Below are 22,504 nucleotides of genomic sequence, written 5' to 3' on the forward strand. Positions count from 1 at the left end.
TTTAGAAAAGAGGCTCCTTTAACTGCAAGAAGACTCTTTTTTTTAGAACCGGTAGGTAGAGCGTTTTAAATATGGGACTGCCGCCGCCGTCTTTAGCGTACTTAAGTACCCTGGTCTGCGGCAGTCGCCGCACTCAGTTCAGTGCGGTAACTTCCTCGCTTAGCAGACGACTGCAGGCGGTCTGGATGTCGTACGTCGTAAAGACCTTGAGTTCTTCCCGCAGCGCCTGTTCGCGCAGCTCAGCAACTGCGTTATCCAGTGCCGCGTACTCACTTTCCTTATAGATAGGCAGGCCCGGCGCGGGCACCCATGCGGTGAGTTCGACCGAGTCGGGGGTAGCGAATCCGAATGCGTCCCTTGCCCGCGCCAGACGCCACAGCGCGGCTGAGGCCGTACGTAGCCGGACCGGACTGCGTCCTTTAGGATTGATGGCGGCGTAGCAGGTGGCGTAGGAATGGCCAATATAGTCAATCGAGAAGCCGCTGCTCGCGCCGGTCAGACTGAACGGCCGGTTAAATCCCTGCTCGAGCAATGGTTTGCGATGGACTACTTCAGTTCTGACCGCGTGGACGAACCGGCTTTCGTCAGCCGGTCGCGGCATCGAATCCTCGACGGGAAGTGGCACCCCATGGTCGGCGGGCGCGTGAAACAGCGCGCATCGCTCAAGGGCCGCAACGATGACGCCTTCCTCATCGTCACCCTCCACGGAGAACGGCGCACCCAACTCGACACCGGATAACGGCGGCAACCACTCCCGGGCCGCGCTGGCTGGTGCCCTGGCCGCCAGGTAATCAGCGACCAGCAGGGTGCCAAACGAATGGCAGGCATAGCCCAGCTCCTGAGGCAGGCATTTCAGGATTCTGGTCGTGACAGTGCGCGCGAACGGCTTACCGGACTCGAACTGGCCGACGACGGCAATGGCGAGCGATTCGCCGGTAGCGTCAATGTTCAGCCGGACCAGACGTGCGGAAGCGGTGTGCGCGGGGGGCTCGAGCAGAAAGAAGTCGGGCTGCATAAGCCGGTTCACAGGGCAGGTGGTTGAAGGGGGCGGGGCTGCAGGCCAGGCAGGTCAGGGATGCCGAGCGTTTGCCCAAGGGTGTCCAGGAGCTGTTCAGCCCGCCGTTCGAGGTAGGCTCGAACCGGTTCGCGCAGGGCTTCGTCACTGACAAGCTGAGCGTACGGTAGTCGGAATACCGCAGCGTGGCAAGCCGCGCAGAATTCCCTCAGGGGCGCCTTCAGCGCCGCCCTTTCGGCGGGCGAAAACTTGTGAACCATCTGGAGCAGGCGGTTGGGTCCTGGCGGTGGAACGGTGGAGAAAAGTCCAAGTCCTGTCCCGCCAATGGCGCGCTCGTGGTCAATCAGCCTGATTTCCCGGCGGGCCGTGAGCAGCAGGTTCCCGTCGTGCCTGTCGTCGTTGCCTATCAGTTCATCAAATAGTGCAATCCTGGCCAGAAGCGTCGGGTCGAGCCCGTACATGGTGGCCAATACCGAGGGGCTCTGGCTCTCGAGCCGGACAGCCTGGGCGAAGGGGAGCGCGGCGGTACCGAAGCACAGGCGGTCCTCATCGTTGCCGAAGGGCCAGAAACCATGCATCCGCTGGCGGTGCACAGTAACCCAGAACGCGTCAGGTGTCGGCAGGCCGAGATACTGCGCCAGCCACGCGCACACGGATTCGACAATGAACGCACGCTCGGGCAGGAGCTTCACATAGGCGTCGAGGCTGCATGTGCGCACGGGTATCTGGATGCGACCGCGCACGACCGGATGGGAACCGGTCGTGACCCGGGTAATCGGTTCGCGATGGAGTCGGGCCAGCTCGAAAGGCGGATGCGAAATAGGCACGTGTCTGATTCCTAGCCTTTGCGACCGTCTTTTTCTTTTGCGACACCCTTGTACGGCTTGCCGTCGGCTTTCTGGCCCAAGAAGCGTCCCGTTTCATCGTCACGCTTGACCCACTGGTCAGTTTTTGGATTGTGCACCTGCGAGCGCGCATCCACGGAACCCTTCCGGAAGTCCTTGCCTGTGTTCTTTGCCATGGGGTCTCCGCTTGACCACAACCTATGGTGTAACGAAAAAATCTATACACCAAGTATAGTAGGCTCAATCGCCTTTGCATAGCAAAAGGGGCGCGTGCCTGATACGGACAGACTCGCTGCCGGGTCGTGCGGGCGGGGCGGCGATGTCAACTGTAAAAAGGATGCGAAGGTTATGCATCGCCGTGGGTGGTGGACCGGCGCAAGTGGTGGGCAGCAGTGTCCACCAGTAGCAGGCGTAAATTCAGGAAGGCGAGATGAGTGTATCGCAGGGTTGCCTGCCTTTCACGCATGCGCCGTGCGGGGGCCGGGAAAGCGCAGCACGTTGTCCGGCAGCCCGTCGACGTCCGCATCGTCGGCTGTGACCGCGCTTTCGCGGACCAGGTCCGTAAGCGTCAGGTCGCCACCTCTCGGCAGGCGCCGCAGGCCGCGGTGCACCGGCGGCGCTGCGCCAAACGCCGCGTCCAGCCGAAGCGCGAGGTGTTTCGCGCACAGGTGCGCGTAGCGCAGCAGCATGCGTGTGTCCAGGTGCCCCGAAAACGCCTGCAAATCCACCAGCGACATGGTGCCGGTGTCGGCGACGCGCGAAATCGCTTCATGGCGCAGGTCGTGCAGATGCAGGTCGTCGATGCCGGCCGCCGCGCACAGCCGCGCCCAGATTTTCCGCAGGTGGTCGGCGCCCAGCGGGAACACACGCCCGTCCGTACGGGGCAGGCTGTCGAGCAGGGCGGCCAGTTCGGCGCGCACTGGCAGCTTGCGCGGCCGGCCGTTTTTCGTCTCGGGGAGGAAGACGGTCCGCCCGTCCAGGTCCACGTCGGACCAGCGTGCCGACAGCGTTTCGCCGCGGCGTGCCGCGGTCATGAGCTGAAACTGGACGAGCGTCTCAACCAGTGGCACGTGGGTGTACGTCGCTTCGGCTTCGGGCAGAAAGCGGGCGCGCGCCGCCGCGATGATGGCCTTCTGTTCACGCACCGTATGGGCGAGCTCGGCGTCGGTGCGCGCGTCGGTCATCAGTTCCTCCAGACGCCGGGCAATCGAGCGCCGGCGGTCTTCGTCGCGTGCGGCGTCGAGCAGCCGGTCCTCCTCGCCGGGCTTCAGCCGCCGGTCCCGCTCATTGTAATAGCGGGGCCGCTTGACACCGTCCATCGGCGAGCGCGCCACCTCGATGCGCCAGGTCTTGATGGCCAGCGTGCAGACGGCCGAAAAAATATCGACCTCGCGGTCGACGGTGGCGGGTTCGACCCACTGGCAGCGCTCGTCGATGTAGTCATTGATATCCGTGGGCATCAGCTGGGCGAACGGGCGGTGCAGCCACGCCAGGTTGACGGTCGGCGTGCGCATCGTCTTGCCGGTGGGGCGTCGCGGGGGGCGGGCCTTCACCCTGGGGTGCGGAGCCGGATGCTGGCGCACGATGTCGCCCGGGTCGAGGCGTGGCAGGCCCGCATCCTCGAGCAGCGCGTTGATTTTGTAGGCGACTATCTCGAAGCTCGCATGGCGGGGCGCTTCTTCCTTCAGATAGCGGATGAGCAGGTCGGCGAAGTTGAGCTTGAGCGCCTTTGCGTAGTCGACATACAGGCCAATGGCGCGCTGTCCTGCGATGAAGGCGATAAGCGTGTCGGCTTCATCGGCGGAGGCAACGGTGGTGTGCAGGTCCGGAAAACCCCTGTTGCGGATACGGACCTCGAAGCAGTCGTCGGCACGGGACACGCGCGGGCGCTCGCCGTCCGCGCGCAGCGTCGCGACATAGGCTTCGACGGCGGCACGGGCCGAGTAAGGAAAGGCGCGCGCGAGCGCGTCCTTGTTGGGGACAGTGACGAGATACTTCGAGCGGTTCGAGACGGCAGCCATGGCAGCTCCTGAATAAGTGGAGCTACGTGTAGTGACGGCCGCCGCCGGTGACTGCACCGCTAAAATTTTAGTTATCGGCGCTGCACAGACCGGCGGGTATCGAATGCGGGCGAGGCGGCGCGCGATAGGGGCACGCGGTCGGGTCGCTGGCGCAGGTTTGGCGCAGATTCGGACCGGAAACAAAAAAGCCCAGCGAGTGCTGGGCTTGATGTCCTTGATTCACAAGGATAATTCTGGTCGGGGTGAGAGGATTCGAACCTCCGGCCTCTACGTCCCGAACGTAGCGCTCTACCAGGCTAAGCTACACCCCGATTTGTACTGCGAACTCGATTCAGACTAACTCAGCGTTTCAGTCTCGTTCAAGACTGTCTTGCCGTCGAGTAAGAACATAATTCTAGCAGGCTATCTTTGAAAATGGAATCAGGAAACGAAGAAATTGCTGCTGCGGCTGCCTGAGCTTCCTGCTTCGCGCATTCGAGCGTGTGATCCAGCGCGCCGGAACGCGTGATTGCCTCGAAAATGGTGTCGAACCGGTCCGTGCCGCCTTGTTCGATTGCTTCCCGCGCGAGCGCCGATTGTTCCGGTGTGCCGCGTTCGATCAGATAGATCAACGGAAGCGTGGGTTTGCCTTCGCGAAGGTCGTCGCCGGCGTTCTTGCCCATTGATTCCGCCGTGCCCGTGTAGTCGAGCCAGTCGTCCATGATCTGGAACGCGGTGCCGATGCGCCGGCCGAATTCCGCCGCGGCCGCTTCGGTTTTCGCGTCCGAGCCGGCCAGCACGGCGCCGAGTTGAGCGGCGGCCTCGAACAGCTTGGCGGTCTTGTAGCGGATCACCTGCATGTAGCGGGCTTCATCCACGTCGGCGTCGTGCATGTTGAGGAGTTGCAGCACTTCGCCTTCGGAGATGATGTTGGTCGCCTCGGACAGAATTTCCATGACGCGCATCTTGCCCACGCCGACCATCATCTGGAACGAACGCGAATACAGGAAATCGCCCACCAGTACGCTCGCCGCGTTGCCGAACAGCGCGTTGGCGGTCTGGCGACCACGCCGCAGGTCGGATTCGTCGACCACGTCATCGTGCAGCAGCGTAGCCGTATGGATGAATTCGACGACCGCCGCCAGTTCGTGCCGGTGCCCTGTGGTTTCACCCAGCGCGCCGGCCACCAGCAACAGCAGCGCGGGCCGCAGCCGCTTGCCGCCGGCACTGATGATGTACTCGGAAATCTGGTTGATCAGCATCACGTCGGACGCAAGACGGTGCCGAATGACGCGATTCACCTGCTGCATGTCTTCGGCGATCGGAGCAAGCAGGCTGGCGGCGTTGGAGGAGGGGGTGGCGGTCGACGACATGATGGCTGATTTGGGTAGTGCCGCGAATTATAAGGCGAATCGCGACAGTTCCGGGTCGCAGGCTGCGGCGCGGCGCGTTCCGGGGCTGTGGCAGAGCCGCGCGCCGGGGCGTGCGGCAAGGCGCCGGGCGCTCGGCGCGGCGGCGCTCAATGAGTTTTGACCGAGCAGCTAACTCTATGTATAATCACGGGTTTCCGCGCGCGGTGCGTGGGAAAAATGAACACAGAGTGAGGTTCTCAATGTACGCGGTCATAAAAACCGGTGGCAAGCAGTATAAAGTTGCCGTCGGCGAAAAACTTAAAGTAGAACAGATACCGGCAGACATTGACGCTGAAATCACGCTCGACCAGGTCCTCGCAGTGGGCGAAGGCGAATCGATTAAGTTCGGTACGCCGCTGGTCAGTGGGGCTTCCGTCAAGGCTACCGTCGTGTCGCAAGGTCGTCACGCAAAAGTGACCATCTTCAAGATGCGTCGCCGGAAGCACTACCAGAAGCATGGCGGCCACCGCCAGAACTATACCGAACTGCGCATCGACGCGATCAACGCGTAAGCGCACCGGTTAAGGAGCAAATCAAATGGCACACAAAAAGGCAGGCGGATCATCCCGCAACGGCCGCGACTCCGAATCGAAACGCCTTGGCGTGAAGGTCTACGGCGGTCAGGCTATCAACGCTGGCGGCATCATCGTTCGTCAACGTGGCACGCGTATGCACCCGGGCGAAAACGTCGGTATCGGCAAGGATCACACCTTGTTCGCGCTGACGGACGGCCACGTCAATTTCTCGACGAAGGGCGCAGCGAAGAAGCACATGGTCAACGTCGTCCCGGCAGCAGTCTGAGTTTACTCAGGCACGGGCTTCAGGACCGGAAAAAGGCCCCGCGAAGTTAGCGGGGCTTTTTTTATTCCGGCGGCTTTTGCCGGACGAGATGGGCGTCATGCATGCGCTCATGCCGCGCGCCTATGCTGTTCGGCCGATTGATCAGCGCCCGGCGGGCGCGGCAAAATAGCATCATCCAGTAGCAACCAAATTTAGCAGCACTATCTGGCAGCACACCACGGGACGGAGTTACGCATGAAGTTCATTGACGAAGCGAGGATTGAAGTCATCGCCGGCGACGGAGGGGATGGCAGCGCGTCGATGCGCCGCGAGAAATTCGTTCCGTTCGGCGGCCCGGATGGCGGCGACGGCGGGCGGGGCGGCAGCGTGATCGCGGTCGCGGACCGCAACATCAACACGCTGATCGACTATCGCTACGCGAAGAAACACCTGGCGCGCAACGGCGAAAACGGCCGCGGCGCGGACTGCTACGGCAAGGGCGGCGACGACATTACGCTGCGCATGCCGGTCGGCACCACCATCACAGACATGGAGACCGGCGAGCTGATCGCCGATTTGACCGAGCACAACCAGAGCGTGCAGATCGCTCAGGGCGGCGCGGGCGGTCTCGGCAACCTGCATTTCAAGTCCAGCACGAACCGCGCGCCGCGTCAGAAGACAGACGGCAAGCCGGGCGAACGCCGCATGGTGCGCCTAGAGCTGAAGGTTCTGGCGGACGTCGGCCTGCTCGGCATGCCGAACGCCGGCAAGTCGACTTTTATCTCGTCGGTGTCGAACGCAAGGCCGAAGATCGCCGATTATCCGTTCACGACGCTCGCGCCGAATCTCGGCGTGGTGCGTGTCGGGCCGAGCCGCAGCTTCGTTATTGCGGACATTCCTGGCTTGATCGAAGGCGCGGCGGAAGGCGCGGGCCTTGGCCATCAGTTCCTGCGTCACTTGCAGCGCACGGGCTTGTTGCTGCACATCGTCGACCTCGCACCGTTCGACGAATCGGTCGATCCGGTCGCGGAAGCCAAGGCGATCGTCAACGAACTGCGCAAGTACGACGAGTTGCTGTATGAAAAGCCGCGCTGGCTGGTATTGAACAAGCTGGATATGGTGCCGGAAGACGAGCGCGAAGCGCGTGTGTCGGCATTCCTCGAAGGCTTCGGTTGGGACGGTCCGGTGTTCGAAATCTCGGCGTTGACCGGGCAGGGTTGTGAAAGCCTTTGCTATGCGGTGTTCGACCACATCGCCGCGCATTCGGACGCGCAGCGCGCGGCTGAAGCCGAGGATCTCGCCGCCGACGTACGTTTTCGCGACAAGCCGGAAGCCCCGCCCGCGGCGGACAACGCCAGCATCGACCCGCAGGAATAAGAAGCTCGAGCGCCGGCGCCCGAACGGGCTGCCGGTCTGCGTCACGCGTCATCTTGGAGACCGCGCACAATGCGTTCCGTCATCGCAGATTCACGGCGATTGGTAGTGAAAGTCGGTTCGAGCCTCGTCACGAATGACGGGCGCGGCCTCGATCATGCTGCTATCGGCCGCTGGGCCGCACAGATTGCCGCCCTGCGCGCGCAAGGCAAGGAAGTGGTGCTCGTCAGTTCGGGTGCCATCGCCGAAGGAATGCAACGGCTCGGCTGGACCAAAAGGCCACGCGAGATCGACGAACTGCAAGCGGCCGCGGCCGTCGGGCAGATGGGCCTCGCGCAGGTCTACGAAAGCCGCTTTGCCGAGCATTCCATCCAGACCGCGCAGATTCTGCTGACTCACGCCGACCTGGCCGACCGCGAACGCTATCTGAACGCACGCTCCACGCTGCTCACGCTTCTGCGATTGGGTGTGGTGCCGATCATCAACGAGAACGACACGGTCGTCACCGACGAAATCAAATTCGGTGACAACGACACGTTAGGCGCGCTCGTCGCGAACCTGATCGAGGGCGATGCGCTCGTCATCCTCACCGATCAGCAAGGGCTGTTCACCGCCGACCCGCGCAAGGATCCGGCCGCCACGCTCGTCCAGCAGGCCGATGCCGGCGCGCCGGAACTCGAAGCAATGGCGGGCGGCGCGGGCTCGAGTCTGGGGCGCGGCGGCATGCTGACCAAGATTCTCGCCGCCAAGCGCGCGGCCCACAGTGGCGCAAATACCGTCATCGCAAGCGGGCGCGAAGCGGACGTGTTGTCACGGTTGGCCTCAGGCGAGGCGATCGGCACGCAGTTGATCGCGCGCACCGCACGGATGGCGGCGCGCAAGCAATGGATGGCGGATCACCTGCAAGTGCGCGGCCATGTCGTGATCGACGACGGCGCGGTCGAAAAACTGACCGAAGGCGGCAAGAGCCTGCTGCCCATTGGCATCGTCGGCGTTCAGGGCGCGTTTGCGCGCGGTGAGGTGATTGCTTGTCTGAGCGCCGCGGGGCGTGAAGTCGCGCGCGGCCTGACGAACTACAGCAGTGCTGAAACCAAGCTGATTCAACGTCGTCCGAGTGGCGAAATCGAGTCGGTGCTCGGCTATATGCTGGAACCGGAGCTGATTCATCGCGACAACCTGGTGCTGGTCTAAGTTAGTAACCGGCGCAGGGCGCGCACACAAGCACGGCAAACAAAAAAGCCGTTCCAGCGGAAGCTGGAGCGGCTTTTTCTTGTCTACGACTTAAGCGCGCTCAAATTCAAAGCGCGCTCAGCAAAGCGCCTCAGTGAATCAACGAACTCGCCGTACGCTTGTACCGGATGTTCTCCAGAATCGACTTCGCATTCCCCATCGGCATCTTGTTCGCGCACAGATAATCCTGATACAGCGCCGCCTGATAGGCGTTCAGCGCGCCGTTCTCGATGCGCGTGAAATCGTTCGCGACCGTCGTGTCCCAGCCGTCGTGATCCGAATTCAGGCCCGCATACTGGCGCCACTCATACGTGTCGCAGCGAATCCCTTCGTAGATTACGTTACGAGCGCCGCTCGGGCTTGCCACGACGACGGTAAAGCGAACCACTCCGTCCGTTCCGACGCTGAGCGAATTCCGGTCGACCGCGAACTGCAACGGCGTATTGCCGGAGACTTCGAAAGGCAGCAGATTCGAGTCTTGCGGCAGCGGGGGGAGCGTGTCCACCTTGTTCTCTACCCAGTTGCCTTGGCGGTCCAGCAAATACGTGAACGCGCTGTCGTCTTTATTGGTAGGTTTGCCGGCGCTCGAACAGCCAGCCAGCAGGGCGCCGGTGGCGACGCACGCCACGACGAGAGCAAGTGCTTTCAATATGATTTCCTCGAAGCACTGGCGCGGCTCGACGAGCCGCGCCAGGGAGAGGCGGCGTGGACAGCCGCACAGAGTTGTTAATTGCGCATGCCCGGGCGGAACAACGAGCCGGCCGTTTCGCCTGCCGATTCGTCTTCGTGTTCCGGCGCAGCGCCTACTTCCGCCGTTGCCCCGGAACCCGGACCGCAATCGGACGCGATCGCTACGTGAACCGATGTTTCGATACTGACGGTGGTCACAGAAGTCACCGTCATTACCGTGGAATCCGGCGGACTTTCCATTGACGACGCTATCCGGGGATAACGCGGCCCATGGTGCCCGCCAGGTTTTTCCGCACGCGGCGCAGCCCGGCGCATGAAACGGGATAGCTCCGTCAGCGCCAACTGATATACATCCCGCTTGAACTCGATCACACAGTCGAGCGGCACCCAGTACTCGTTCCAGCGCCATGCATCGAACTCAGGGTGGTCGGTGGCGCGCAAGCAGATGTCGCAGTCGCGTCCAACCATCCGGAGCAAAAACCAGATTTGTTTCTGGCCGCGGTAATGACCGCGTACTTCGCGCTTGATGAACTTGTCAGGCACCTCGTAACGCAACCAGTCGCGCGTGCGACCGATCACCTTGACGTGCTCAGGAAGCAGCCCGGTTTCTTCGTGTAACTCCCGATACATCGCTTGCACGGGGGTCTCTCCGTACTTGATGCCCCCTTGCGGAAACTGCCAGGAATGTTCACGGAGCCGTTTGCCCCAAAACACCTCGTTGTGCGCGTTCAAGAGGATGATGCCGACGTTCGGGCGAAAGCCTTCACGATCCAGCATACAACCACCTTCGAATCCTTTAAAATTGCTTTGATTATAAACAGATAACGGACCCGACGCACCGATTCGCACCAGAATGGAACGATTCGCCGCAAAAGGCCCGCGTTTGCGGTAGCCTGACAGTCTTTCCGTGCCTTATCCCTTGTGCAAAGGCTTTGCGCGGTGGCTTCGGCATCGCGCTCGGGTAGCGCGTGTGCCGATGTCAGGCGAACCGTGCCGGCTCTGAGCCGGGTCTGTGCCGATTCCCCCACCGTTTTCACCTTTCGGGCGGTCCCTCCGGAGCCGCCGCTTTTGGAAAATCTGAATGAAAGCTTCCCGTTTCTTTATCGGTACCCTGAAAGAAGCTCCCGCCGACGCAGAGATCGTCAGCCACAAGCTCATGGTGCGCGCCGGCATGATCCGGCGTGTCGCCGGCGGTATCTATAACTACCTGCCGGTCGGCCTGCGCTCGATCCGCAAGGTGGAAGCCATTGTGCGCGAAGAAATGAATCGGGCAGGCGCGATCGAGTTGTTGATGCCGTCGGTGCAGCCGGCCGAGCTGTGGCAGGAATCGGGCCGCTGGGAAAAATACGGTCCCGAGCTGCTGCGCTTCAAGGATCGCAGGCAAGGCGACTTCGTGCTGGGGCCGACCCACGAGGAAGTGGTCACGGACATCGCGCGCAATCAGATCAAGAGCTATCGCCAGTTGCCGGTGAACTTCTATCAGGTCCAGACAAAGTTCCGCGACGAGATCCGTCCGCGTTTCGGCGTGATGCGCGGCCGTGAGTTCATCATGAAAGACGCGTACTCGTTCGACAAGGACATCGAAGGTCTGCGCGAGTCGTATCGCAAGATGTACGACGCGTACGTGCGCATCTTCACGCGCCTCGGCCTCGACTTCCGCGCGGTGGCGGCGGACAACGGTTCGATCGGCGGCAGCGGTTCGCACGAATTTCACGTGATCGCCGAGACGGGTGAAGACGCGATCGCCTATTGCCCGACCTCCGAATTCGCCGCGAACGTCGAGGCGGCTGAAGCGCTGCCGCTCTACGCGGAACGCGCGGCGCCGGCCGAGGAGATGAAGAAGACCGCCACGCCGGGCAAGGCGAAGTGCGAGGCGGTGGCCGAGCTGCTGAATATTCCGCTCGAACGCACGATCAAGTCGATCATCCTCGCCACGGAAAACGAAGGCGCCGAGCCGACCATCTGGTTGTTGATGCTGCGCGGCGACCACGATCTGAACGAGATCAAGGCGAGCAAGCTGCCGGGTCTGGCCGACTTCCGCATGGCGACCGAGGCTGAGATCATCGAAACCTTTGGCACGCCGCCGGGTTACCTCGGTCCGATCAACACGAAGAAGCCGGTCAAGGTCGTGGCGGATCGCACGGTCGCGAACATGAGCGACTTCGTGGTCGGCTCGAACGAGGTGGACTACCACACCACCGGTGTGAACTGGGGCCGCGATCTGCCGGAACCGGTCGTCGCAGACATTCGCAACGTGAAAAAGGGCGACCCGTCGCCGGACGGCAAGGGCGTGATCGACATCTGCCGCGGAATTGAAGTGGGCCACGTGTTCCAGCTCGGCACCAAGTATTCCGAAGCGATGAACGCAACGTGCCTCGACGAAACCGGCAAGCCGCGGCCGATGGAAATGGGCTGCTACGGCATCGGCGTCACGCGTATTCTGGGCGCGGCGATCGAACAGAATTTCGACGACAAGGGCATCATCTGGCCGGAATCGATCGCGCCGTTCGAAGTCGTGCTGTGCCCGATGGGGTATGACCGCAGCGAAGCCGTGCGCGAAGCGGCCGACAGGCTGTACGCAACGTTGGTCGAAGCGGGCATCGACGTGATTCTCGACGACCGTGGGGAGCGCCCCGGCGTGATGTTCGCCGACTGGGAGCTGATCGGCGTGCCGCATCGTCTCGTGATCGGCGACCGTGGCCTCAAGGACGGCAAGCTCGAATACCAGGGCCGCCGCGACACCGAGGCGACGCTGCTGCCGGTCGAAGAGGCCGCGCAAGCGGTGATCGCGAAGGTTCGCGCAGCGTTGGCGCGCTAAGCGGAGCGGACGGTGGAGTACACCTTCCTGTCCGCGACCGTCCTGCTGATTCTGATCACGGATCCGCTCGGCAACATTCCGCTCTTTATCAGTTGTCTGCGCGGGGTGTCGCCGAAGCGGCGCACGATCGTCATTCTCCGCGAGGTGGCGATCGCCTTTGCGATCCTGCTGATCTTCATGGTGGTCGGCGACGGCTTTCTGCGCATGATGAGCCTGACCGACCAGTCGCTGCGTATCGGTGGCGGGATCGTGCTGTTCCTCATTGCGCTCAGAATGGTGTTTCCGCATCCGGATGGTCCATTCGGCGGCGACACGCGTGGCGGAGAACCGCTGATCGTGCCGCTCGCCATTCCGGCGCTCGCGGGACCATCGGCGCTTGCCACCGTGATGCTGCTGACATCCCAGGCGCCCGGCAAGATGTTCGAGTGGATTGGCGCGCTAACCGTCACGATGGTCGTCTGCGCGATCGTGCTAATGCTGGCGGAGCGCATTCAGGCGTGGCTCGGCGAGCGTGCCATGATGGCCTTCGAACGCTTGATGGGCCTCGTGCTGGTGGCGATTTCAGTTGAGATGATGCTCGGAGGTATCCGGTCGTTCGTGCATCAACTTTGAAAGGCGCTCGCTGTCGCGCGAAGGAATCCGCGCCTCGCAACTCTTAGCGCAACGCAACGCAACACAACACAACGCGGACAGCGCAGTGCGCCGCGATCTCCCATGAAAAAAGCGGCCCGTGAGGGCCGCTTTTTTCGTCTCCTCGTCACCCCGCGATACACCACGCGGCGGCGAGAAAATCAGGCAACTTACGCGCCTTCGGTCAGCGCGCGAATCGTGGGCAGGTTACGCCAGTAACCCTTCGCATCCATGCCGCAGCCGAACACATAACGGTCCGGCACTTCGAACCCGCAATAATCCGGGCGCAGCGGCTTGGCCTTCGGAATGATCTTCTCGCACAGCACCGCGCTCAGGAAGCGCTTCGCGCCCATGGCGAGGATACGGTCGCGGATCGCGGCCATCGTCTCGCCTTCGTCGAGAATATCGTCGAGTACCAGCACGACGCGATCCTTCACCGACTCCGCCGGCGCCACGCGCCATTGCATCTCGTTGCCGCCTTTGGTGGTGTTGCGGTAACGGGTCAGATGGATGTAGTCGAACTCGAGCGGGAAATCGAGGTGCGGCAACAGCATGCCGGTGAACACCGCCGCGCCGCCCATGACCGACAGCACGAGCGGAAAGTCCTCGCTCATCTCGTCGCGGATGGCGGCCGCCATGCCGCTGATCGACGCGTTGACGTCTTCGGCCGAAACGATTTCTTCGGAGTGGCTAAAAATGTGGAGGGCTTCTTCGCGGTTCATGACGTCTGACGGGCGGTAACTGTATACATAGTGTGAGTGAGATCGGCGGCGCGCGGTACAGAGCAAACCCGCACAAGCTGAAGTCAGCCGCGCGCCGCCGTCTTGCTAAAGCTTAGCGCATGCCGGGCAACATGCCCTTCATCCCGCGCATCATCTTTTGCAGATTGCCGCCCTTGAGCTTTTTCATCATGGTGCGCATCTGGTCGTACTGATTCAGCATGCGGTTGACTTCCTGCACCTGCACGCCCGCGCCCGCGGCAATGCGGCGTTTGCGCGTGGCCTTGATCAGATCGGGCTTCGCGCGCTCCAGCGGCGTCATGGAATTGATGATGCCTTCCATGCGACGCATCTGCTTTTCGGCCTGGCCCATGTCGGCGCCGGCGGCCGCCTGCTGGAATTGCGCGGGCAATTTGTCCATCAGCGACGACAGGCCGCCCATGCCCTTCATTTGCGTGAGTTGCGCGCGGAAATCGTTCAGATCGAAGTCGCCGCCTTTCTTGACCTTGTCGGCGAGCTTCTGCGCGGCCTGCACGTCCACGCCGCGTTGTGCTTCTTCGACGAGGGCGAGAATGTCGCCCATGCCGAGAATCCGGTTCGCCATGCGGTCCGGGTAGAAGACTTCGAGGCCGTCGAGCTTTTCCGCGACGCCGACGAACTTGATCGGCTTGCCCGTGACGTGACGCACCGAGAGCGCCGCGCCACCGCGCGAGTCGCCGTCGAGCTTGGTGAGGACCACGCCGGTGAGCGGCAGCGCGTCGCTAAACGCCTTGGCGGTGTTCACCGCGTCCTGGCCGAGCATCGCGTCGACTACGAACAGCGTTTCCGCCGGCTTCAGCTCGGTGTGCAGCGCGGTGATTTCCTTCATCATCGCTTCGTCGATACCGAGACGGCCGGCCGTGTCGACCAGCAGCACGTCGTGATAGTGGCGCTTGGCCCAATCCACAGCGGCGCGCGCGATGTCGACCGGCTTCTGATCCGGCTCGGACGGGAAGAAGTCCGCGCCGACCTGCTCGGTCACCGTCTTCAGCTGCGCGATAGCGGCAGGGCGGTAAACGTCGCACGACACGGTCAGTACTTTTTTCTTGTACTTCTCGCGCAGCAGCTTGGCGAGCTTGCCGACGGTGGTCGTCTTACCGGCGCCTTGCAGGCCCGCCATCAGGATGACGGCCGGCGGCGTGACGGCGAGGTTGAGTTCGACCGCCTTGCCTTCGTAGTCGCCGCCGATGATCGCGGTCAGCTCGCGCTGCACCACGCCAACCAGCGCCTGGCCGGGCGACAGGCTGCTGATGACTTCCTCGCCGAGCGCCTTTTCCTTCACCTTGGCGATGAACTCGCGCACGACGGGCAGCGCCACGTCGGCCTCGAGCAGCGCGAGACGCACCTCGCGCAGCATTTCCTGGGTGTTCGCCTCGGTGAGCCGGGCTTCGCCGCGCAGCGTCTTGACGACGCGCGCCATCCGTTGAGTCAGATTGTCGAGCATGGGGAGCGATGAACAGTGCGGCCCGGGCAGCGCGCGAAGCGGAAGACGTCGCGGAGTAGGGGCCTAGTGTAAACTTCGAATATGGATATTGTACTGTATGCCCTCACTGCGCTCCTCTACGGCGGTTTAGCCGTGGCCGGCTGGCGCTCGCACCGGCACGCCGCCGTGCGCCCCATGCTCGAAAGCGTGCCGGCGGTGCCGGCCGCCGCGGCGCCTCTGCCGGCACCGCCGGCCGCTTCGGGCATGAGCGGCTCGGGCCGCGCGCTGCTGTTCGTGGCGCTGCTCGCTCACGGCGTACTGCTGCATACCACCATCTTTCCTCAGAACGCGATGGTGTTCGGTTTCGCGTTTGCGCTGTCGGCCATGTTCTGGCTCGGCGCCGGCATCTACTGGATCGAGAGTTTTTTCTTTCCGCTCGACGGTCTGCGCCTGCTGGTCTTGCCGCTCGCCTGCATCGCTTCCTTGTTGCCGCTGGCGTTCAACGGCGTGCGCGTGCTGCCGTATTCCGCCGCGCCAATGTTCAAGCTGCATTTTCTGATCGCCAATATTGCGTATGGCCTGTTCGCGATCGCGGCGCTGCACGCAGTTCTGATGCTGCTGGTCGAGCGGCGTCTGCATGCCATGCGCGGTGGCATTGCCCAGCGGCATACGGCCGCGGCGGGCAACGGCTGGCTGTCGAGCTGGCTCGATACGCTGCCGCCGCTCCTCACGCTGGAGAAACTGCTGTTCCGGCTGATCGGCGCGGGTTTTGTCCTGCTGACGCTCACGCTCGTGTCAGGCATTCTGTTCAGCGAGCAACTGGTCGACCGTGCGTTGCAACTCGATCACAAGACCGTGTTCGCGATTCTTTCGTGGGTGATGTTCGGCGCGCTGCTGACCGCGCGCAAGGTTTCCGGCTGGCGCGGCCGTGCGGCATTGCGCTGGGTGCTGGCGTCGTTCGTCGCGCTGTTGCTGGCGTACGTCGGCAGCCGTTTTGTTTTCGAGGTGCTGTTGCACCGTGCTGTAGTGTGAGCGTGTCCCATGCGACAAATATTTCTGTTGATCCTGTTGTTCATCGTCGGCCAGTGGCTGGTGAAGGCGCTACGTCGTCATGACGCGCAGGCGTCTCAACGCAGCGGTACCGGCGCCAGTGGCGCCGCGGGTGCGAAAGGCCCGAATGGTTCGAACGGCGGCGCGCGCGCGTCCGCTCCCGCGCCGGCGCAACTCGCCGAGCCGATGATCCGTTGCGTCGAATGCGGCGTGCACGCGCCGAAAAGCGATTCCGTGGTGGTGGCGGGGCAGCCGTTCTGCAGCGCCGCGCACGCGCAGCGTCACGGCGCACGACCTACGGGCCGCGACGCTCGATGAGCGTCGAGTTCACCGTCGATGCCGACGGTTGGGTCGCTGCCGCACGCAAACTGCCATCGCCGAATTTCGAAGCGCGGCCCGAAGGGGCCGTGCCGACGCTGATCGTCGTCCACAACATCAGCCTGCCGCCCAACGAGTTCGGTGGCACCGCGATTGCCGAACTGTTCCTCAACACGCTCGATTGCGACGCTCACCCGTACTACGACTCGCACCTGCGCGGCGTGCGGGTGTCGGCGCATTTCGTGATTCATCGAGACGGCGCCCTCGAGCAATTCGTGTCATGCAACGAGCGCGCGTGGCACGCCGGTCCGTCGAATTTTTTCGGCCGCGAGCGTTGCAATGATTTCTCGATCGGTATCGAGTTGGAAGGCAGTGACACCACGCCTTTCGAAGCGGCGCAATACCGCACGCTCGGCGCGCTTGTGAACGCGCTGAAGGCGCGCTATCCGGTCGAGGCGCTCGCCGGTCACTCGGATATCGCTCCCGGTCGCAAGACCGATCCTGGGCCGCATTTCGAGTGGCTGCGTCTGCAGCGCGACACCTCGCTCAGTGCTCAGTATTTCCCCTATCTCAAGTTTTCCAAAACGCCGTAACGACCCTTTCGCGACTTCGCGTGATGCGAGGAGAGCAAGGCGCCGCCTTGTTCTCCGGGGAGTCGGCTGCGCGCCTTGTTCGCGTTGCGCTATCCAAAAGTCAAGACTTCGAAAGCAAATAAAACGATTTGACCTGTCTCGAATCTCCACTATACTTGGTGCCAGAAATTCGGTTCTGCACTACATCTTGTGTTCGGCTGTGCATAACCGTGTGAATAACTGAGTGCATAACCGAGTGTATAAGTCCGCGGCGCCCCGCTCCCGAGCATGGCGCCGCAAGCATTCCAGGCAGCGAAAAAAATTCCTGTGGCGCGGCCGGATTGACCACCGGCGGCATCCAGAAAACATTCAGGAAAAGGGCTCAGCCAGTGATCGCGACACACACGACGAAGACCGTTATCAATTCGAATCAGGCTTCATCGCTGTCGCATCCCGCCACCCGGCTTAGCCGGCCTTTTTCCTGCACCCCATCGCTTGCGCACGCGGCGGCGCAGCGTTCGTTTTAATCCGCGGATCTTCCCGCAACATTTCCAGGACCAGGAGCTTTGCACATGCAAACCACCGACAACGTGACGACCCGGTATGAGGGCTCACCGACTGGCCAGGCCTTCGGCCAGGCACAAGGCGCACAAGCGCTCGCGCCGCAAGCGACCTTCGCCGACTACAAGGTGATCCGTCGTAACGGCAGCGTCGTGTCGTTCGAACCGTCGAAAATCGCCATCGCCGTGACGAAGGCATTTCTGGCCGTCAACGGTGGTCAAGGCGCCGCGTCGGCGCGTGTGCGCGAGCTGGTCGAACAACTCACGCAGAACGTGGTGCGCGCACTCGTGCGCAGCCGCCCGAACGGCGGCACGTTCCATATCGAAGACATTCAGGATCAGGTCGAACTCGCGCTGATGCGCGGCGGCGAACACAACGTCGCACGTGCGTACGTGCTGTATCGCGAGAAGCGCACGCAGGCTCGCGGCCATGACGAGCAGGTGGCCGCCAGCGCGCCGGGCCTGAACGTCACGGACAACGGCGTGACGCGTCCGCTCGATCTGGCTGCGCTGCGCGGCGTCATCGAACTGGCTTGCTCGAATCTGGGCGACGCCGTGAGCGCCGATCCGATCATCGCGGAAACGGTCAAGAATCTGTACGACGGCGTGCCGATGAGCCAGGTCTACGACTCGGCCATCCTGGCTGCCCGCACCATGATCGAAAAGGACCCGGCTTACAGCCAGGTCACCGCCCGCATCCTGCTGCACACCATTCGCCGCGAGATCCTCGAAGAGGAAGTCACGCAAACGGAAATGGGCGAGCGTTACGCCGAATATTTCCCGCAGTTCATCAAGCGCGGCGTGCAAGCCGAGCTGCTCGACGACAAGCTGCTGCAGTTCGACCTGAAGCGCCTCGGCGCAGCACTCGACAACAACCGCGACCTGCAATTCGGCTACCTCGGTCTGCAAACGCTGTACGACCGCTACTTCCTGCATCACGACGGTGTGCGCATCGAAATGCCGCAGGCATTCTTTATGCGTGTCGCGATGGGTCTGTCGCTCAACGAGATCGACCGTGAAGCGCGCGCGATCGAGTTTTACAACGTGCTGTCGAGCTTCGACTTCATGTCGTCCACGCCCACGCTGTTCAACTCGGGCACCCGCCGCTCGCAACTGTCGTCGTGCTACCTGACTACGGTCGACGACGACCTCGACGGCATCTACGAAGCACTGAAGGAAAACGCGCTGCTGTCGAAGTTCGCCGGCGGTCTGGGCAACGACTGGACGCGCGTGCGTGCTTTGGGCTCGCACATCAAGGGCACCAATGGCAAGTCGCAAGGCGTCGTGCCGTTCCTGAAGGTTGTCAACGACACGGCAGTCGCCGTGAACCAGGGCGGCAAGCGCAAGGGCGCGGTGTGCGCGTACCTGGAAACGTGGCACCTGGACATCGAGGAATTCCTCGAGCTGCGCAAGAACACCGGCGACGACCGTCGTCGCACGCACGACATGAACACGGCGAACTGGATTCCCGACCTGTTCATGAAGCGCGTGATGGAAGGCGGCGACTGGACGCTGTTCTCGCCGTCCACCTGCCCGGACCTGCACGACAAGTTCGGCGCCGAGTTCGAAACGGCATACACGGCTTACGAAGACAAGGTCGCGCGCGGCGAGATCAAGCTGTTCAAGAAGATCCCGGCGGCGCAACTGTGGCGCAAGATGCTGGGCATGCTGTTCGAAACCGGCCACCCGTGGATCACGTTCAAGGATCCGTGCAATGTGCGCTCGCCGCAACAGCACGTCGGCGTCGTCCACTCGTCGAACCTGTGCACGGAAATCACGCTCAACACCAGCGACGCCGAAATCGCCGTCTGCAACCTGGGCTCCGTGAACCTCGTCGCCCACCTGAAGGAACAGGCCGACGGCACGCTCGTGCTCGACCACGACAAGCTCAAGCGCACCGTCAGCGTGGCGATGCGCATGCTCGACAACGTGATCGACATCAACTACTACGCGGTCGCCAAGGCACGTAACTCGAACCTGAAGCACCGTCCGGTCGGCATGGGCATCATGGGCTTCCAGGACTGCCTGCATCTGCTGCGCACGCCGTACGCGTCGGAAGAAGCGGTCAAGTTCGCGGACACGTCGATGGAAGCGGTTTGCTACTACGCTTACTACGCGTCGACGGAACTGGCGCAGGAACGTGGCCGTTACTCGAGCTACCGTGGCTCGCTGTGGGATCGCGGCATCCTCCCGCAAGACTCGGTGAAGCTGCTGGAGCAAGCGCGCGGCGGTTATGTCGAAGTCGATTCGAGCGAGTCGATGGACTGGACCGAACTGCGTTCGCGCATTGCCCAGTACGGCATGCGCAACTCGAACTGCGTCGCGATCGCGCCGACGGCGACGATCTCGAACATCATCGGCGTGTCGGCCTGCATCGAACCGACCTTCCAGAACCTGTATGTGAAGTCGAATCTGTCGGGCGAATTCACGGTGGTCAACGACTACCTGGTGCGCGACCTGAAGGCGCGCGGTCTGTGGGACGAAGTGATGGTCGCCGACCTGAAGTACTTCGACGGCACGCTCTCGCGCATCGACCGTATTCCGGCCGACCTGCGCGCGATCTACGCCACCGCGTTCGAAGTCGATCCGAAGTGGCTGGTCGAAGCAGCGTCGCGTCGTCAGAAGTGGATCGACCAGGCGCAGTCGCTGAACATTTACATGGGCGGCGCGTCGGGTAAGAAGCTCGACGAGATCTACAAGCTCGCCTGGGTGCGCGGTCTGAAGACTACGTACTACCTCCGCACGATGGCGGCGACGCACGTCGAGAAATCGACGGTGGCGCACGGCGCGCTGAACGCGGTGAGCTCGGGTGGCGGCGAAGGTTCGGGCGGTGCAGCGGGCGGCGCGGCAGGTGGTTTCGGTGCGAACAATGGCGCGGCTGGCGGTGCCGCAGGTGGCTTTCAGGCTGCAGCGGCCACGCCAGCAGTCGCGGTTGAAGCAGCGCCGGAAGCGGATGGTCCGGTGTGCATGATGCGTCCGGGCGACCCTGGCTTCGACGAGTGCGAAGCTTGTCAGTAAGTAGCGGGCAAGCAGCAGGACCGCTGCTTGCTGACGGGTAGTAGGTAATGACCCGCATGCAGCGAGCAGCGAAGCAGATGGAAGAGAAGTAGAAGTGAAGTGGAAGTGAAGTAGATGAGCGGCGCAGCGAGTGAAACAGGAAGCGCGCCGCTCATCGCAACGCAGCGAAGCAGCGCAGGTCACTGAAGCCGTGACGCGGTCATCGTGACCCGGCCATCGTGACGCGGTCAATCGGCAGTCAGCAGTCGGCAGCACCAGACGAAGCGCGCGACACAGTGCGCGCAGCAAACGCTTCGATCGATGGGTCGATCAACGCAGCCGGCCCGATGCATCGCTCGACATGGCATTGAACTTCACCTCGCCAGCACTGACGAAGCAGCAGATGCGAGGCACATGCGAAGCACACGCAGGGCAAGCGGGAAGCAAGCGCGGGCCACCGCGACGAGTAACGCGACGAGCCACGCAAGTGAGCAGTCAGCAATCGCAAGACGCTACAAGCACGCTCCGCAATACAGATAGATAGAGCAGCGAAACGTCGCATCGACACGTTGCTCTTCGAGCTCGCGAAGCACCTCGACGACACTCGTTCAACACGCTTCACATGAGGTGACGCACACACTCTGTTGAACAAAGTGTTGTATGAACGTAGCAACGCGAATCGAAAACAGGATTTTTCATCAGCGAACTCTTTTATCGCTCGTGAAAAGATGGTACAAACCGTTCTAAATTGATGGTGACATTTATGCTCAACTGGGATGACGAGATCACTGCCGTAACTCCCTCGAGCGCTACGCAACAGAATGTGTTGCGCAACGCTGCGGGATCGGCTGTCGGTTCGCAAGTCGGAACGCGTTCCGCTCCTCATGCTCCCTCGGCTCAAGACGTATTCGCGAACGACATTGCTGTCGCTCCCGTCGCTCATGCTGCTACCGGAACGGCTGCCGTTTCGGAAGCGCGAGTCAACGTCGCCGACAAGCGCATCATCAACGGCCAGACCGACGTCAATCAGTTGGTGCCGTTCAAATACAAGTGGGCTTGGGAAAAGTATCTGGCTGGTTGTGCCAACCACTGGATGCCGCAAGAAGTGAACATGTCGCGCGACATCGCCCTCTGGAAAGACCCGAACGGTCTGACCGAAGACGAGCGCCGCATCGTCAAGCGCAACCTGGGCTTCTTCGTGACGGCCGATTCCCTCGCCGCCAACAATATCGTGCTGGGCACCTACCGCCACATCACGGCGCCCGAATGCCGCCAGTTCCTGCTGCGCCAGGCGTTCGAAGAGGCGATCCACACGCACGCCTACCAGTACATCGTCGAATCGCTGGGCCTCGACGAAGGCGAAATCTTCAACGCGTATCACGAGGTCTCCTCGATCCGCGCGAAAGACGAATTCCTGATTCCGTACATCCACGTGCTGACCGATCCGGCCTTCAAGACCGGCACGCTCGAGGCAGACCAGACGCTGCTGCGCTCGCTGATCGTGTTCGCCTGTGTGATGGAAGGCCTGTTCTTCTACGTCGGCTTTACCCAGATCCTGGCGCTGGGTCGCCAGAACAAGATGACCGGCGCGGCGGAACAGTACCAGTACATCCTGCGCGACGAGTCGATGCACTGCAACTTTGGCATCGACCTGATCAACCAGATCAAACTCGAAAACCCGCAACTCTGGACGGCTGAATTCCGCGCGGAAATCCGCGAGATCTTCCAGCAGGCAGTCGAACTCGAATATCGTTACGCAGAAGACACGATGCCGCGCGGGGTGCTCGGCCTCAATGCGTCGATGTTCAAGAGCTACCTGCGCTTCATCTGCAACCGCCGTTGCCAGCAGATCGGTCTCGATCCGCTGTACCCGAACGAGGAAAACCCGTTCCCGTGGATGAGCGAGATGATCGACCTGAAGAAGGAACGCAACTTCTTCGAGACGCGAGTGATCGAATATCAGACTGGCGGCGCGCTGACCTGGGAGTGATCCGGGTTCGTGCTGCAGATGCATTCTTTGATGGGGATGCCG

General features: G+C 62.3%; 20 protein-coding genes and 1 tRNA gene. 11 read left to right on the forward strand and 10 right to left on the reverse strand.

What is annotated here, in order from left to right; all coding sequences use genetic code 11:
• Nucleotides 1-133: 133 nt before the first annotated feature.
• The 6 genes from BLW71_RS18870 to BLW71_RS18895 all read right to left on the reverse strand — a co-directional run bounded on the left by BLW71_RS18870 (nt 134) and on the right by BLW71_RS18895 (nt 5,233).
• Nucleotides 134-1,015, reverse strand: coding sequence for a hypothetical protein (locus BLW71_RS18870; RefSeq protein WP_091798938.1), 882 nt, complete (start codon nt 1,013-1,015; stop codon nt 134-136).
• Between the two features lie 8 nt (nt 1,016-1,023).
• Entirely contained in the window at nt 1,024-1,842 is an 819-nt protein-coding gene (locus BLW71_RS18875) for a HipA family kinase (RefSeq protein ID WP_091798941.1), read from the reverse strand.
• A gap of 11 nt (nt 1,843-1,853) precedes the next feature.
• A complete protein-coding gene (locus tag BLW71_RS18880) occupies nt 1,854-2,036 on the reverse strand; it encodes a hypothetical protein (protein ID WP_091798944.1) in 183 nt (60 codons plus the stop codon).
• 282 nt (nt 2,037-2,318) lie between these two features.
• The gene (locus BLW71_RS18885; protein ID WP_091798947.1) at nt 2,319-3,881 is read right to left on the reverse strand and encodes a site-specific integrase; all 1,563 of its coding nucleotides are present in this window, start codon (nt 3,879-3,881) and stop codon (nt 2,319-2,321) included.
• Between the two features lie 234 nt (nt 3,882-4,115).
• A tRNA-Pro gene (locus BLW71_RS18890) sits at nt 4,116-4,192 on the reverse strand.
• A gap of 48 nt (nt 4,193-4,240) precedes the next feature.
• The gene (locus BLW71_RS18895; RefSeq protein ID WP_011489900.1) at nt 4,241-5,233 is read right to left on the reverse strand and encodes a polyprenyl synthetase family protein; all 993 of its coding nucleotides are present in this window, start codon (nt 5,231-5,233) and stop codon (nt 4,241-4,243) included.
• A gap of 239 nt (nt 5,234-5,472) precedes the next feature.
• Between BLW71_RS18895 and rplU the strand changes: the two genes are divergently transcribed.
• The 4 genes from rplU (at nt 5,473) to proB (ending at nt 8,617) form a co-directional block, all read left to right on the forward strand.
• Nucleotides 5,473-5,784: a 50S ribosomal protein L21 gene (gene rplU, locus BLW71_RS18900; protein WP_007180329.1), complete on the forward strand. Its 312-nt coding sequence runs from the start codon at nt 5,473-5,475 to the stop codon at nt 5,782-5,784.
• 25 nt (nt 5,785-5,809) lie between these two features.
• Nucleotides 5,810-6,073: a 50S ribosomal protein L27 gene (rpmA, locus tag BLW71_RS18905; RefSeq protein WP_007180330.1), complete on the forward strand. Its 264-nt coding sequence runs from the start codon at nt 5,810-5,812 to the stop codon at nt 6,071-6,073.
• A 234-nt stretch (nt 6,074-6,307) separates the two neighbouring features.
• Nucleotides 6,308-7,429 carry an Obg family GTPase CgtA gene (gene cgtA, locus BLW71_RS18910; RefSeq protein ID WP_091798950.1) on the forward strand — a complete coding sequence of 374 codons (1,122 nt, stop codon included), beginning with the start codon at nt 6,308-6,310 and terminating at the stop codon, nt 7,427-7,429.
• Between the two features lie 69 nt (nt 7,430-7,498).
• Nucleotides 7,499-8,617 (forward strand): glutamate 5-kinase, encoded by a 1,119-nt coding sequence (proB, locus tag BLW71_RS18915; RefSeq protein WP_091798953.1) that lies wholly within the window; start codon nt 7,499-7,501, stop codon nt 8,615-8,617.
• A 130-nt stretch (nt 8,618-8,747) separates the two neighbouring features.
• Here the strand turns inward: proB and BLW71_RS18920 are convergent, their stop codons facing one another.
• Both BLW71_RS18920 and BLW71_RS18925 read right to left on the reverse strand, forming a co-directional pair.
• Nucleotides 8,748-9,305 carry a CNP1-like family protein gene (locus tag BLW71_RS18920; protein WP_091798956.1) on the reverse strand — a complete coding sequence of 186 codons (558 nt, stop codon included), beginning with the start codon at nt 9,303-9,305 and terminating at the stop codon, nt 8,748-8,750.
• 77 nt (nt 9,306-9,382) lie between these two features.
• A complete protein-coding gene (locus BLW71_RS18925; protein ID WP_091798959.1) occupies nt 9,383-10,123 on the reverse strand; it encodes an RNA pyrophosphohydrolase in 741 nt (246 codons plus the stop codon).
• A 304-nt stretch (nt 10,124-10,427) separates the two neighbouring features.
• On the opposite strand from BLW71_RS18925, the gene BLW71_RS18935 reads away from it, so the two are divergent.
• Both BLW71_RS18935 and BLW71_RS18940 read left to right on the forward strand, forming a co-directional pair.
• A complete protein-coding gene (locus BLW71_RS18935; protein ID WP_091798966.1) occupies nt 10,428-12,164 on the forward strand; it encodes a proline--tRNA ligase in 1,737 nt (578 codons plus the stop codon).
• 12 nt (nt 12,165-12,176) lie between these two features.
• Nucleotides 12,177-12,776 carry a MarC family protein gene (locus tag BLW71_RS18940; protein ID WP_091798969.1) on the forward strand — a complete coding sequence of 200 codons (600 nt, stop codon included), beginning with the start codon at nt 12,177-12,179 and terminating at the stop codon, nt 12,774-12,776.
• A 188-nt stretch (nt 12,777-12,964) separates the two neighbouring features.
• Here BLW71_RS18940 and BLW71_RS18945 read toward each other — a convergent pair whose 3' ends face one another.
• Together BLW71_RS18945 and ffh are read right to left on the reverse strand one after the other, a co-directional pair.
• A complete protein-coding gene (locus tag BLW71_RS18945) occupies nt 12,965-13,516 on the reverse strand; it encodes a hypoxanthine-guanine phosphoribosyltransferase (protein ID WP_091798973.1) in 552 nt (183 codons plus the stop codon).
• Between the two features lie 112 nt (nt 13,517-13,628).
• Nucleotides 13,629-14,996, reverse strand: coding sequence for a signal recognition particle protein (gene ffh, locus BLW71_RS18950; protein ID WP_091798975.1), 1,368 nt, complete (start codon nt 14,994-14,996; stop codon nt 13,629-13,631).
• 81 nt (nt 14,997-15,077) lie between these two features.
• Between ffh and BLW71_RS18955 the strand changes: the two genes are divergently transcribed.
• The 5 genes from BLW71_RS18955 (at nt 15,078) to BLW71_RS18975 (ending at nt 22,462) form a co-directional block, all read left to right on the forward strand.
• Nucleotides 15,078-16,007, forward strand: coding sequence for a cytochrome C assembly family protein (locus BLW71_RS18955; protein ID WP_091798978.1), 930 nt, complete (start codon nt 15,078-15,080; stop codon nt 16,005-16,007).
• A 9-nt stretch (nt 16,008-16,016) separates the two neighbouring features.
• On the forward strand, nt 16,017-16,343 hold the full coding sequence (locus BLW71_RS18960; RefSeq protein WP_091798981.1) for a PP0621 family protein: 327 nt from the start codon (nt 16,017-16,019) through the stop codon (nt 16,341-16,343).
• Entirely contained in the window at nt 16,340-16,936 is a 597-nt protein-coding gene (gene ampD / locus BLW71_RS18965) for a 1,6-anhydro-N-acetylmuramyl-L-alanine amidase AmpD (protein ID WP_091798984.1), read from the forward strand. The genes BLW71_RS18960 and ampD overlap by 4 nt, the downstream gene beginning before the upstream one ends.
• A gap of 551 nt (nt 16,937-17,487) precedes the next feature.
• Nucleotides 17,488-20,493, forward strand: coding sequence for a ribonucleoside-diphosphate reductase subunit alpha (locus tag BLW71_RS18970; protein WP_091798987.1), 3,006 nt, complete (start codon nt 17,488-17,490; stop codon nt 20,491-20,493).
• 742 nt (nt 20,494-21,235) lie between these two features.
• Nucleotides 21,236-22,462 (forward strand): ribonucleotide-diphosphate reductase subunit beta, encoded by a 1,227-nt coding sequence (locus BLW71_RS18975; RefSeq protein ID WP_091798990.1) that lies wholly within the window; start codon nt 21,236-21,238, stop codon nt 22,460-22,462.
• The last annotated feature ends 42 nt before the right edge of the window (nt 22,463-22,504 follow it).

This window comes from Burkholderia sp. WP9 (genome assembly GCF_900104795.1).
Classification (GTDB): Bacteria; Pseudomonadota; Gammaproteobacteria; order Burkholderiales; family Burkholderiaceae; genus Paraburkholderia.